General features: G+C 45.6%; 11 protein-coding genes and 1 other annotated feature. Of the genes, 1 reads left to right on the plus strand and 10 read right to left on the minus strand.

Translation table 11 applies throughout. The features are described from left to right. Positions 1 to 95: 95 nt before the first annotated feature. The 10 genes from BUC05_RS09925 to BUC05_RS09970 all read right to left on the minus strand — a co-directional run bounded on the left by BUC05_RS09925 (position 96) and on the right by BUC05_RS09970 (position 12945). On the minus strand, positions 96 to 683 hold the full coding sequence (locus BUC05_RS09925; RefSeq protein WP_051881109.1) for a fatty acid metabolism transcriptional regulator FadR: 588 nt from the start codon (positions 681 to 683) through the stop codon (positions 96 to 98). Between the two features lie 139 nt (positions 684 to 822). After that, the gene (locus tag BUC05_RS09930; protein WP_011247516.1) at positions 823 to 2523 is read right to left on the minus strand and encodes a long-chain-fatty-acid--CoA ligase; all 1701 of its coding nucleotides are present in this window, start codon (positions 2521 to 2523) and stop codon (positions 823 to 825) included. Between the two features lie 277 nt (positions 2524 to 2800). After that, positions 2801 to 3211: a DUF350 domain-containing protein gene (locus tag BUC05_RS09935; RefSeq protein WP_011247517.1), complete on the minus strand. Its 411-nt coding sequence runs from the start codon at positions 3209 to 3211 to the stop codon at positions 2801 to 2803. Positions 3212 to 3224: 13 nt separating this feature from the next. Then, positions 3225 to 5588 (minus strand): endonuclease MutS2, encoded by a 2364-nt coding sequence (locus BUC05_RS09940; RefSeq protein ID WP_035201860.1) that lies wholly within the window; start codon positions 5586 to 5588, stop codon positions 3225 to 3227. 23 nt (positions 5589 to 5611) lie between these two features. Continuing rightward, on the minus strand, positions 5612 to 7327 hold the full coding sequence (gene polX, locus BUC05_RS09945) for a DNA polymerase/3'-5' exonuclease PolX (RefSeq protein WP_035201862.1): 1716 nt from the start codon (positions 7325 to 7327) through the stop codon (positions 5612 to 5614). A 150-nt stretch (positions 7328 to 7477) separates the two neighbouring features. Next, on the minus strand, positions 7478 to 8017 hold the full coding sequence (locus BUC05_RS09950) for a CvpA family protein (protein WP_011247520.1): 540 nt from the start codon (positions 8015 to 8017) through the stop codon (positions 7478 to 7480). A 1-nt stretch (position 8018) separates the two neighbouring features. Further along, on the minus strand, positions 8019 to 8255 hold the full coding sequence (gene zapA, locus BUC05_RS09955) for a cell division protein ZapA (RefSeq protein ID WP_011247521.1): 237 nt from the start codon (positions 8253 to 8255) through the stop codon (positions 8019 to 8021). A 141-nt stretch (positions 8256 to 8396) separates the two neighbouring features. Next, entirely contained in the window at positions 8397 to 10823 is a 2427-nt protein-coding gene (pheT, locus tag BUC05_RS09960; RefSeq protein WP_035201865.1) for a phenylalanine--tRNA ligase subunit beta, read from the minus strand. Positions 10824 to 10836: 13 nt separating this feature from the next. Continuing rightward, entirely contained in the window at positions 10837 to 11871 is a 1035-nt protein-coding gene (pheS, locus tag BUC05_RS09965) for a phenylalanine--tRNA ligase subunit alpha (protein WP_011247523.1), read from the minus strand. 62 nt (positions 11872 to 11933) lie between these two features. Then, positions 11934 to 12148: a binding site (T-box leader), on the minus strand. A gap of 56 nt (positions 12149 to 12204) precedes the next feature. Continuing rightward, positions 12205 to 12945 (minus strand): TrmH family RNA methyltransferase, encoded by a 741-nt coding sequence (locus BUC05_RS09970; RefSeq protein ID WP_011247524.1) that lies wholly within the window; start codon positions 12943 to 12945, stop codon positions 12205 to 12207. 125 nt (positions 12946 to 13070) lie between these two features. Between BUC05_RS09970 and sspI the strand changes: the two genes are divergently transcribed. Further along, positions 13071 to 13280 carry a small acid-soluble spore protein SspI gene (gene sspI / locus BUC05_RS09975; protein WP_011247525.1) on the plus strand — a complete coding sequence of 70 codons (210 nt, stop codon included), beginning with the start codon at positions 13071 to 13073 and terminating at the stop codon, positions 13278 to 13280. Positions 13281 to 13368 lie beyond the last annotated feature (88 nt).

Here is a 13368-nt window from a genome sequence, read left to right on the forward strand (position 1 = left end):
CCTTTACTGTAAACCTATAATAAGAGCAATTGCCCCTTTTCAAGCAAGTCAAAACGTAGTCGTTATCGGTGTTGCAGTCACCTTGCGCTCAAACGTTACTTCCCTCGCAACCCGTGGAGGAGCAAATGATAGACATTTTCAGCTTGTTTCTTCAACGGAAACTTGCCTTCTGCCATGACCCAATTGGAGACTACTTCATCCATAACGCCAAATACCATTTGTCTTGCTAAAAGCGGGTCCAGTTCAGGGTGAAAGCAACCTTCTGCTTTCCCTTCTGCTATTAATTCATCTAAAAGTGTCAAATATCCTTTTAAAACTTGATTGATTCGTTGGCGTAATTCCGATTTAGATTGGCGCAATTCAAGCTGTGTCACCACTGCAAGATCGTAATTGTCTTCTAGCTGTGAGAAATGAGATTCAACTAAAAGGCGGAATTTCGCTTCTATTGAGTGTTCCTTGGCCAATCTTCTCCTGCTTTTTTCGACAAAAGCGCCTAGCTTCTTGTCAAATAGCGATACGAGCAAGTCTTCCTTGTTTTTAAAATACAAATAAATTGTTCCATCGGCAACGCCCGCTTCTTTTGCTATTTTTGATACTTGCGCTTGATGGAAACCGTGCTTGGCGATCACTATGACCGCTGCATCAATGATTTGGTCATACTTTTGACCTCTCTTTTTACTCAAAACCATCTCTCCTTAACTCCGTAACATGAATGAATGTTCATTCATGTTATTTAGTATAGTACGGGAAAGGGCGATTGTCAAATGATAACGGCGCTTAAAAAGGTTTCTCTACATGGGCGCATGTAAAGAAACCTTCCCTTTATGCTTCCTGCTGCGCTTGTTCTTCCTTGCGTGCTTGTTCTTCACTAATGAGCACCCGTTTTAAAATTTTCCCTGTTAGCGTTGTTGGCAGCTCATCCCTAAATTCATACAGTCGTGGAATTTTATAAGCGGCCAATTTTTGTCGACAGTACGCTTCCATCTCTTTTTCAGATATCGTTTCTCCTGCTTTTAACACAATAAACGCTTTCACCGTTTCGCCCCGATACTCGTCAGGAACACCAATTACGGCTGCTTGGACAACCGCTTCATGTTCAAACAACACTTCTTCTACTTCACGGGGATAAATATTAAATCCCCCTGCAATAATAATTTCTTTTTTTCGATCAACGATATACACATAACCCTCTTCATCCATACGGGCCATATCTCCTGTTTTTAGCCACTCGCCATGAAACGTTTGCGCCGTTTCTTCAGGTCTCATCCAATATCCTTTCATCACTTGTGGGCCGCGGACAAACAGTTCGCCAACCTCGCCAATTTCTGCTTCCCCGTCTTTTTCAAGTGAATACACCATTACATCTGTGTCTGGCCAAGGAATGCCGACACTGCCCGTTTTCCGCTTTTCCCAGATCGGATTGGCACAGACAACTGGCGACGTCTCAGTTAACCCGTATCCTTCTACGATTCTGCCCTTCGTTTGTGCTTCGAACTTTTGCTGTACTTCAAGGGGCAAGGCGGAAGCACCGCTAATGCACGCTTTTATCGAAGTCAAATCGTATTGATGAATACGTTCATTGTTTACGAGGGCTACATACATCGTTGGCGCTCCAGGGAAAAGTGTAATTCTTTGCTTTTCAATCGTTCTTAATACTTCTTCTGGCTTGAATTTCGGCAATAGCACCATTGTCGCTGCCGTTTTAACCGCGAAATTCATCACTGTCGTCATCCCGTACACATGGAAAAATGGCATGACGCCAAGCACCCGTTCACTTCTCTCTTCTGTTTTGTAAAGCCAAGCGTCACATTGCACTGCGTTGACCACCAAATTCCGATGTGTGAGCATTACGCCTTTGGCAAGCCCCGTTGTCCCTCCAGTATATTGGAGCAACGCCAAATCGTCTGCGTTCATTTCAACTTCAGGCTCCAACGCTTCTCCCTCTTTTACAAGCCGAGCAAACGGCAATACCCGCTCCGAATACGTCACTTTCACTTTTGGAATCCCTTGCTTTTTTTGCACAAAGGGAAAGAGCATATTTTTGGGGAAAGGAAGGTATTCAGCGATGCTCGTCACAATCACCAATTCAAGTGACGTACGCGCCATCACCTTTTCAACTTTAGGCAAGACCGAATCCAGGCACAAAATGACTTTTGCCCTCGCGTCTGCGAGCTGGTGCTCCAGTTCCCTTTCGACATAGAGTGGGTTCGTTTGAACGACGACGCCCCCTACCATGAGCACCGCATAGTAACCAATCACCGATTGGGGGCTATTGGCGAGCATAATTGCCACACGGTCGCCTTTTTTCACGCCCAGTTTTTGCAGTCGATTCGCAAACCGGAGCGTCTGGTCATACAATTCCTCGTAGCTTAATGTTTTCCCTAAGAAGTGGATCGCCTCGTGTTGCGGAAACCTGTTAGCTGATTGCTTGAAAAAATGCTGCAACGGCACATCCTCATAGTCCAAAAAGGGGCGGACTTGCTTCGGATAATGCTGAAACCACCTTTTTTCATCGCTCGCCATGGTTCTCCTCCTTATAAAGGCCCCTTTCGCAAGAAATTCTCCTCTCTTTCATTGTATTGTAATCGCTTACATGATTTCAAATGTTTTTTTCTTTTTTTGCACATTTATGCCAAGCGATCATTTCTTGCGAATGGCAAAAGCGCCTCCCCCAGCGAGAGGGAAACGCTCCTTAATGCTATGCGTATAAAATTAAGAACACGATTCCAGCAATGGCAAATAATCCACAACTAATGTATAAAATTCGTATCAACCGTTCCATGCACTCACAACCTATTCTCTAAGCGGTTATACTTGCACTAATGACAAACGAAAGGCCGACAGACAGCAGCAGTGACAGCAAGCCAACTGCGCGGTTGTCGTTTTTGATTTCCTCGTCGACCTTGAAACCTGGTGTTAGAAATTCAAAAATAAAGTAGCTAAATAACAATAACGCAAACCCAAAAATTCCCCACATCAGCATAACTAGTAAACCATCGGCATGCTGGATCGTCGCAGCAAAAATGTTTGCTGTCCCGACAATTTTCCCGCCTGTAGCCATGGCAACGGCCACGTTGCCTCTTTTGATCTCTTCCCAGTTATTATAGCGCGTCACTGTTTCAAAAACGGCAAGAAAGACGACTAGCATTAAGATCGTTACACTGTAGTTTGCTACGGTTTGAATCCATTCATTTTGAAGGAGAACGTCCATGTCTAGCTCCTTTCTATTTAAGCTCGATTACTGTATTGCCAAGTCCGCCTTCATTCATGCCGCCGTCACGGGCAGATTTAACACGTGGATGGTTGGCAACGAACTGTTTCACGCCTTTGCGCAAGGCGCCTGTCCCTTTTCCATGAATAATCGAGACTTGATGGTATCCAGCAAGCAACGCATCGTCAATGTATTTTTCGACTCGGCGCATCGCGTCTTCATACCGTTCCCCACGAAGGTCGAGCTCTGCTTTGACGTGTGCATCATTTCCACGTATCGTCGTAATTGCTTTTTCTGGCTGGCGCCGCTCCTGTTCAAGCAATTGAATGTCATCAATAGGGACGGCCATTTTCATAATGCCCAGCTGTACTTGGTACTCATTATCGCCTATTTTTTTCACGACTGTGCCTTTTTGGTTAAAACTTAACACTTTGACTTCGTCGCCTGGCTCTGGCAGACGTTTCGCCTTTTCTGCCTGCTTTTTTACTTGCTTGCGCTTTTTAGAGACAAGTTTTGGCGCCGCTTCCTCCAGTTGTTTCCGCGCTTCAATGAGCTGGTGCTCTTTTACAGCTACCCCTTGCTTTTGCAAATCGCGCAGCTCGGAAATGATCAATTCTGCATTTTCTTGTGCGGCAGCAACTACTTTTTCCGCCTTCTGTTCGGCTTTTTGCAAAGCCGCTTCTTTCATTTCTTCGAAAGAAGCCATCCGTTTTTCCAAGTCTCGTTTTAATGCTTCCGCTTCACGGCGGACCGCCTCCGCTCGGCTCCATTCGCTTTGTGCTGATTTTTGGCTATCTTCCAGGGAAGCAATCATTTTTTCTACTTGGGACGCATCGCTGTCAATTTGCAGTTTGGCCTGATCGATAATGCGTTCGTCTAGTCCGAGGCGCCTTGAAATCGCAAACGCATTGCTGCGCCCAGGGACGCCGACAAGCAAGCGATACGTTGGCCGCAGCGTCTCGACATCAAATTCAACACTCGCATTTAAGGCGCCTTCGCGGTTGTAGGCATAGCCTTTCAACTCGCTATAATGGGTAGTTGCCACAGCAAGCGCTCCCCGTTTATAGACATGGTCTAATATTGAAATGGCTAATGCTGCCCCTTCAGTTGGGTCTGTTCCTGCTCCTAGCTCGTCAAACAATATGAGGCTATTTTCATTCATTTCATTTAAAATCGAGACAATGTTTTTCATATGGGACGAAAATGTGCTCAAGCTCTGTTCTATGGACTGCTCGTCGCCAATGTCGGCAAAAATATGTTCAAAAACGGCAAGCTCCGTTTCTTCAGCAGCAGGAACAAACAGACCAGACTGGGCCATTAACGTCAGCAACCCAATCGTTTTCAGCGTAACCGTCTTGCCACCTGTATTTGGTCCAGTAATAACTAGCGAACGGACCTGGTCGCCGATCGCCATATCACTCGGTACGACTTTGTCTGGAGGCAAAAGGGGGTGACGCGCTTGCCGCAAATCCAAATACCCACGGTCATTTAACGTTGGCTTCACTGCCTTAACAGCTTTGGCATAATAGGCTTTCGCACATATGAAATCCAGTTGCGCCAGCTTATCGACATTAAGGAGCAGCTGCTCGCTTTCCTCTGCTACTTTTGCCGACAGTTCTCTCAAAATCCGTTCAATTTCCCGCTTTTCTTTTGCCTTGGCTTCTGTTAATTGGTTGTTTAGCGTCACAATCGCTGCCGGTTCAATAAACAGCGTCGCCCCAGAGGATGATTGGTCATGGACGATGCCGCCAAATGTCCCCCTGTATTCTTGTTTAACAGGGAGCACGTAACGGTCACTACGAATGGTTACAATTGCATCAGACAACATTTTCCGTGTATTGGACGAACGGGTTAACTGGTCAAGCTTGGACTTGATCCCGGATTCATAGCTGCGGATTTGATGCCGCACTGTCCGTAAACTCGTACTAGCTGAGTCAAGGACATAGCCGTTATCATCAATGCATTGTTTAATGGCTTTTTCAATTGGTGAAAGGGGCTCCATTTGCTCTACATGCCCTGCTAAAATCGGCACTTCGATATGACCGTCTTCAATGATCGTTTCGATAAACTGCTTCACCCTTTTTCCACCATATAATGTCGAAGCAATTTCAATCAATTCAGTTGCCGACAACACTCCGCCAATCGCTGCACGCTTAATATGAGGGCGGACATCTGAAATGCCTCCAAGAGGGACATGTCCCTTTAACCGTAAAACATTTGCTGCTTCAGCTGTTTCATCTTGGAGATAGCGGACTTCTTCTAAAGACGTAGAAGGGACAAGCTCGTTGACTTTCTGCCTGCCAAGGGATGAAGCAACATGTTCAAGCAGTTGCTGTTTCATTTTGTTGTATTCTAAAACGCGCTGCACACGTTCCATCGTGCAACCTCCTTTATTCAAAGCTAATGCTTGCGTTTAAGCCATTGCTGCAATTTTTCCAATGGCCAAGTATTCAACACTTGGTCAGGCAACAACATCGCTTTTCTTGCATGAGCATAGCCATATTCAACATTTGCCAGCGTACCGATTCGATGTGCGTCTGAATTGATGGCGATCGGCACGCCTGTTTCTGCTGCTAACTTTAACCATGGGACTTCTAAATCCAGACGCCTCGGACTTGCATTCAATTCGAGTGCGCAACCAGCTTCACTCGCCCATTGAATTAGTGTGGGCACATCAACGGCATAGCCTTTGCGCTTGCCAATAAGCCGGCCTGTTGGATGAGCAACCAGGTCCACATGGGGGTTGAAAATCGCTGCTTGCAATCGTTCCATTAGTTTCTCCTCACTTTGCGAAAAAGCAGAGTGGATCGAGGCGATTACAAAATCGATTTCTCTTAACAGCTCGTCTGGATAATCAAGCTCCCCATTAGGGAGAATGTCCATCTCAATTCCTGTTAATATCGTAATTCCGTTATTTTGTTGATTGTACTTCCTGATGTATTCATGTTGTTGTTTTAAGCGTTCAATCGATAAGCCGTTGGCTACTTTTAGAAAGCGGGAATGGTCAGTAATGGCAATATGGGTATAACCACGCTTCTTTGCTGCTTCCGCCATTTCTTCAAGCGAATGGGCGCCATCGCTCCACGTCGTATGCATATGCAAATCCGCTTTCGCATCGATGAAAGAAACCTCTTCTGCCGTCTCGCGGTAGCGTTCTAGTTCACTGCCATCTTCTCTTGCCTCCGGTGAAATATAAGGCAAGCCAAAATGGGCAAAAAAAGCTCGCTCATCGGGAAATGTTTGAATTGCGCCTGTCTCGACCGTTTCAATTCCATATTCATTAATTTTTTCGCCACGTTTCTTAGCGAGTTGCCGCATACGGACGTTGTGGTCTTTGGAGCCAGTAAAATGGTGCAGCGCTGTTGCAAATGCTTCATCAGGGACAAGGCGAAAATCAACGGAAATCGTATGTTCTTCAAGGTCAAGTTCAACAGATACTTTGCCATTTCCTTTCGCAATAATGTTGGCAATCCCTTCAAGCTGCAAAATTTGGTCCTTAACCGAAGATGGGTTATCAGTCGCAATGATATAATCTAAGTCTTTGACCGTTTCCCGCATTCTTCGTAAACTGCCTGCTCGAGAAAAACGTATCACATCGTCGAAGCCAGCAATCTGTTGTTCAAGTTGCTCGGAAAACGGCAGCACGTCAGCAACAGGAAGGCGCTCTGGCCGCACGTTCCAAACGGCAAGCGCTTCGATCATGTTGTCTTCTGATTTTTTTCCAAATCCTGCAAGCGCGCGAATTTGCCCAGCTTTAGCTGCCTGAAGCAAGCTTTCTGCGTCGGTAATGCCAAGTTCTCGGTAAAGCTTGCCGACCTTTTTGCCACCAAGCCCAGGAATCGTTAGAAGCGGCAATAACCCTGCCGGCAATTGTTGTGCCAATTCATTCAGCAACGATGACGCTCCTGTTTCCTTTAATTCCTGGATGACATCGGCCGTTGCTTGGCCGATGCCAGTAATCGCCGTTGGGTCATCTATTTCCGCTAGCGTGCGGCCGTCTTGTTCCAATGCCTGGGCTGCCCTCCGGTAAGCAGCTATTTTAAAAGGGTTCTCCCCTTTTATTTCCATGTAAGTCGCGATAGTTTCTAACACTTGGATCGCTTGTTTTTTGTCCATCGGCGTCCTCTCCTTCTTGCTCCTTCCCTATCATACCGACTTTTGCTCTTCAAACGCAAACAGCAACCGCAAAAATCGAGTGGTTCCAGCGGAAAACGCACACCGAAACTAGGTGGAGCCAAAAAGCAGCCCGCTATAGCGAGCTGCCAATTAAAACGTTGGCCTTACCCATAAGTCATTTAACCAATCAGACAGATAAGGCGTATGGTTAATCATAAATTCTGCGACAACGGACGATTGCAACGCCGATTGCACTTCGTTTATAGGCAATGCTGTTGCTACAAAAAGCAATACAAACAGCAGCAAATAAAACTCAACGAAGCCGAGCACGCCGCCAAGCAAGCGGTTGAGTGTATGCAATATCGGCAAATGGGAAACAAAATCAAGCATTGATCCAATAATATGAAGCAAGATTTTCGTCCCAAAAAATAAAATCGCAAATGCAATCGCTGAATAATAGACGCTTTCTGCGTCAAAGGCTTGGATAATCATGCCGAATGCCCCATCAGCCGAAAATTCCGGATATGGAATATAGAGACGGATGGTACGGGCAAGGGGCTCATAGTAATTCCAAGCGACAAATATCGCTACAAAAAAGCTAACCAGATGGATAAATTGTAAAATAAAACCTCTACGCCGGCCAATTAAAAAGCCAACTAGAAGCAACAGCATAATAACAGCACTAACCATGTTATTCTCCTTCGTATTGGCGTTTCAATTTTAAGTATTCATCAGCAATGTTTAAGGCAGTAAGAACAGCTAGTTTTGTTGAATCCAAATACGGATTACGCTTCTTTAGCTCCTCCATTTTTTTATTCATGTAGGAGGCTACTTCTTTTACATGAGCTGGTTCCTCACTGCTCACCACTTTGTAAGTTTGTCCTTGTATACGGACAGTTGCTCTTTTTTTATTATTGTTCTTCTCCACGAAAGAACCTCCTAGCGCACATTGATTGTGCCCTACCCTAAAACTAATGTTCATCATACCATGCGAAAGCAAAATTGGAAACTGCTAAAAAGCGATTGCTAAATGCAATCGCTCCATTGTTCTATTGCTTTCCATTTTAACCTATGCCCGCAACACGGCACCCGTTTGCTTTTGCACTTCTGCCACTATCCCTTCATGGGCCAAAGATGCTTCTTCGTCCGTTAATGTCCGTTCCGCATGGCGGTAAGTGAGAGAAAAGGCGATTGATTTCTTCCCGCTTTCCATATGCTCACCTTCGTACACATCGAAAATGGAAACTGTTTCTAATAATTCTCCGCCAGCTTCACGGATTATTGCCATTAATTCAGCTGCCGTCGTTTCTTTTGAAACAACTAGAGCCATATCGCGGGTAATTGCTGGATAGCGAGGGATCCCTCTATATATGAGCGCCTCTGTCTCAGCGGCAAAAAGCGCATCGACATTTAATTCCAACACGTATGTCTCATTTAAATCAAGTGCTTTTTGCGTACTCGGATGGACTTGGGCTAGAAACCCAATTGACTCGCCTTTGAGCAACACATTGGCGGTACGACCTGGATGGAAGCCTGGGCGCACATCCGGTTTGTATTCAATTTGTTCACTTAGACCAAGCGTTTCCATTAAACCTTCGGCAATCCCTTTTAGCACATAAAAGTCGACTGCTTTTTTCTCACCTTGCCACGGATGGCTCATATATGTCCCACTTAATAGGACAGCAAGACGTTCCTGTTCTGTAGGCAGTTCAGTCAACGTTTCTTGCTCGCTCAAAAACACTGAGCCACGTTCATACAGGAGGACGTCATTGTTTTTTCGATTCAAATTGTACGTGCAAATATCGTATAAATGAGGAAGCAAACTTGTACGCATTGTGCTCCGTTCTTCGCTCATTGGCATGGCCACTTGGATCGGCTTAATCGTTTCCGCAGCAAACAACGCTGCTTTCTCCGAACTGGTTAACGCATACGAAATCGCTTCAGAAAGGCCAGCACTTCTTAAATACGCCTCCATTTTCCGACGTTTTGCTTGTTCAGCGGTCCGCTTCCCTTGTGTAGTGTTGCCAACAGGTAATGTTGAAGGAAGCTCGTCATATCCATAAAGGCGTGCCACTTCTTCGTACAAATCCTCTGGAATCGTAATATCGCCGCGGCGATGCGGAACGGTTACATGTAGATCAGAGCCAACTTTTTCACACGGAAACTGGAGGCGTCTCATTAGTGCCGCAACTTCCATGATGGACAAATTTGTCCCAATACGCTCATTCATTTTGTCCAAATCAAGGGCAATCACTCTCTCCGAGCGAACACGCGCATCCGCAATGGCCGCTCCGCTTAGCACGATCCCGCCAGCTATTTCTTGGATTAAGTAAGCAGCTCGTCGTGCTGCCTCTGACACCCGTTCCTGATTAATGCCTTTTTCGAATCGAGCGCTAGAGTCACTGCGTAAGCCAGCAAGACGAGCTGAGCGTCTGACCACTGTCGGATGGAAGGCGGCAGCCTCTAATACGACCGTCGTTGTCGCCGCTGTTACCTCTGAATGAAGGCCGCCCATTACACCAGCAAGCGCGACTGGTTCGCGCCCGTTTGTGACCACTAACTGTTCAGGCGATAGTGTCCGCTTCTCGCCATCTAGTGTCGTAAACGCCTCTTCTGCTTTCGCGCGACGCACATGGATTGATTTCGAGGCAAGGGCATGGTAGTCAAACGCATGCAGTGGTTGCCCATATTCAAGAAGCACGTAGTTGGTGACATCAACGACGTTGCTGATAGGACGGATACCTGCTGCCATGAGACGGTTTTGCAGCCATGAAGGCGATGGCCCGATTTTAACGTCTTTTATTACAAGTGCTTGATAAAACGGTGTATCTTCGCCATTTTCGACGCTCACATTGATATAACCGTCAGCAGATTCGATGACTTCTTTCACTTTGGTTTTCGGCATTTTTATTGGCCGATCATAAAGGGCAGCCAACTCATAAGCAACGCCAAGCATATGCATGCAATCAGAGCGATTCGGTGTTAAATCAAGTTCCAGCACACTATCGTTTAACTCGAAAAGTGCTAACGCATCTTGTCCAGGTTCAACGCTTTGTGTTTCCGGGAATACATAAATCCCGTCAACATAACCTTTTGGCACTAGTTTGCTGTCAATACCGAGCTCTTGCAAAGAGCAAATCATCCCGTTGGAGTGCTGTCCGCGCAATTTCGCTTTTTTAATTTTGATGCCACCAGGCAAACGCGCCCCTACTTTGGCAACGGCGACATACTGGCCAGAGCTAACATTCGGCGCCCCGCAAACAATTTGGACACGTTCTTCCTCGCCAATATCAACTTGACATACATTTAGCTTGTCCGCATCAGGATGAGGGGCTACTTCAGCCACATAACCGACAACCACATTGGTTGCCCCTTTATTCCGTTCGTGAATAAAGTCAATTTCTATACCGCTCCGCGTCATTTTCTCAGCAATCTCTTGCGGGCTAATATCACCAATCTCTATATATTCTTGTAGCCATTTATATGAAACGAGCAATGTGTCGCCCTCCTTAAACGTCTTTAAATTGCATTAGAAACCGAAGATCATTTGCATAAAATTGGCGGATGTCGTCTATATCATATTTCAACATTGCCAAACGCTCTACGCCCATACCGAAGGCAAAGCCGCTATACTCATTGGCATCAAAGCCGCTCATTTCAAGGACACGGGGGTGAACCATTCCTGCCCCAAGCACTTCAATCCAACCAGATTGTTTGCATACTCGGCAACCTTTTCCGCTACATATTCCACAAGATACATCGACTTCCACTGATGGTTCCGTAAACGGGAAGAAACTTGGGCGCAGGCGAATGGAACGGTCTTGGCCAAAAAATTGTTTCGCGAATGTTTCGAGTACCCCTTTCAAGTCGCTCATACGCACTTTTTTATCAACATAAAGCCCTTCCACTTGCATGAATTGATGCGAGTGGGTTGCATCGTCATCATCGCGGCGAAATACTTTCCCAGGAACAACGACTTTAACTGGGCCTTTTCCTGCAAATTTTTCCATTGTCCGCGCCTGGACTGGCGATGTTTGCGTCCGCAACAACAAGTCCTCTGTTACATAAAACGAATCCTGCATATCTCTTGCCGGGTGGTCTTTTGGCAAATTCATTGCTTCAAAGTTGTAATAATCCGTTTCAATTTCTGGCCCTTCCCCAATCGAAAAACCAAGCCCTAAAAAGATTTCTTCGATTTCCGTGACAACCGCAGTCAATGGGTGAATCGCGCCTTGAAGCGCCGGGCGACCTGGCAACGTCACGTCGATTGATTCTTGTTCAAGCTGCTGTTTAATCGCAGCTTCTTGAAGTTTTTTACTTTTTTCATCCAATTTGTTTTTGATTTCATCACGCACTTCATTGGCGAGGGCACCAATAATTGGGCGTTCTTCCGCTGACAATTTCCCCATGCCGCGAAGGACTTCGGTAATCGGCCCCTTTTTCCCTAAATAGGCAACGCGAATCGCTTGAATATCTTGCTCTGATTTCGCTACCTCGGCTTTGTCCAACGCCTCATGCTTTAATGCCGTTAGCTGTTCTCGCATGGCAATGCCTCCTTGTATCCTTTCTTTCCTTTTAAACAATAAAAAAAGCCTTCTACTCCCTAAAAAGGGACGAAAGCTCCGTGGTACCACCCTTCGTTTGCACTTGCTAAAAAAGTGCAACTTCATTGTCCATAACGGCTCTAAACCGGGAACATCTTTTAGAGATGCCAGCTCAAGAGTGAATTCGGCCCATCCTACCATAGAAACGCTTCCAGTCTTTGGCATTCCCTCCCTGAAAGGCGGTTTTAAGCTTACTACTCTCTATCAACGCTTTTTATCCTATACAATTACGATTGCTTTTTATTATAATCAATTGCCACACAAGCTGCAAGCTTAACTTTTCAAGGCAAATAGCAAAATACCGGCAGCTACAGAAACGTTTAATGATTCTGCTTTCCGGTTTTGGCGGATAAATAGGTTCTCCGTAGCAGCATCCAACAAATGGCTTTGCACGCCTTCCCCTTCATTTCCAAGCAAAAGCGCAAACTGTTCTTGGGAGTGGAACTGATCATGTGGCGTAGCATCCTGTAAAGATGTTCCGTAAACCGGAATACCACTTTCTTTGAGCGCCTCTATCCAGGTAACTAGATCGCCCATATAAACAGGTAAATGAAACAATGCCCCTTGTGTTGCTCGGATCACTTTTGCATTAAATAAATCAGCACAACCACTGCCTAAAACAACTCCTGCTGCATCAGCAGCCAATGCCGTGCGGATAATCGTTCCGACATTGCCTGGGTCTTGAACCCGGTCAAGAAGAACAAACCGCCCTTTCAACCGTTCTGGGGTATGCCACTGTTTTTTTTGACATACAGCTACAATGCCTTGAGGGCTTTTCGTTTCCGATAACTCCTTCATGACGGCTTCAGAAACGCCTATGCATTCCCCGGGAAATAAGCTTGCATCGTCTGCAGTCGTAAGCACCGTTTCTACTTTCCAATCTGATTTCCACGCTTCTTCAACTAAATGTTCCCCTTCTATTAAAAACCGTCCTGTCTGGTCACGTCCTTTTTTGCTATGTAATTTTTTCCATGCTTTAATACGTTCATTTTTGACTGATTCTATCCGTTTCATGACCAATGGCCCCTTTTTATGCTGTTGTCGACATTTACTAACAGAATAGCTTGTTTTCGATTTATAATCCACCTTAGTTCGGGAATACTACTAGTCGATTCACCATTTTAAAGGGGGTTATTTCATTGAGCTTTAATTTGCGCAACGCGATTATGGCGAATATACAAGGCAGTTCCCAACAAGAAGTCGAAGCAACAATCGTCGATGCCATGGAAAGTGGCGAAGAAAAAATGTTGCCGGGACTTGGCGTGCTTTTTGAAGTCTACTGGAAACATGCAGATGAATCCCAAAAAGACGAGCTTTGTGCTGAAATTAGCAAAGGGCTTAATGAATAAGCGAGCAGGATTTTCCTGTTCGCTTTTTTCATAATCGCTTTAGTCAAGGACAGCAGCTTGTATAATAAACGGGCGTGCTGTCCCATAC

It is taken from the genome of Shouchella rhizosphaerae (assembly GCF_900142675.1).
In the GTDB taxonomy this organism is placed as follows: Bacteria; Bacillota; Bacilli; order Bacillales; family Bacillaceae_D; genus Shouchella; species Shouchella rhizosphaerae.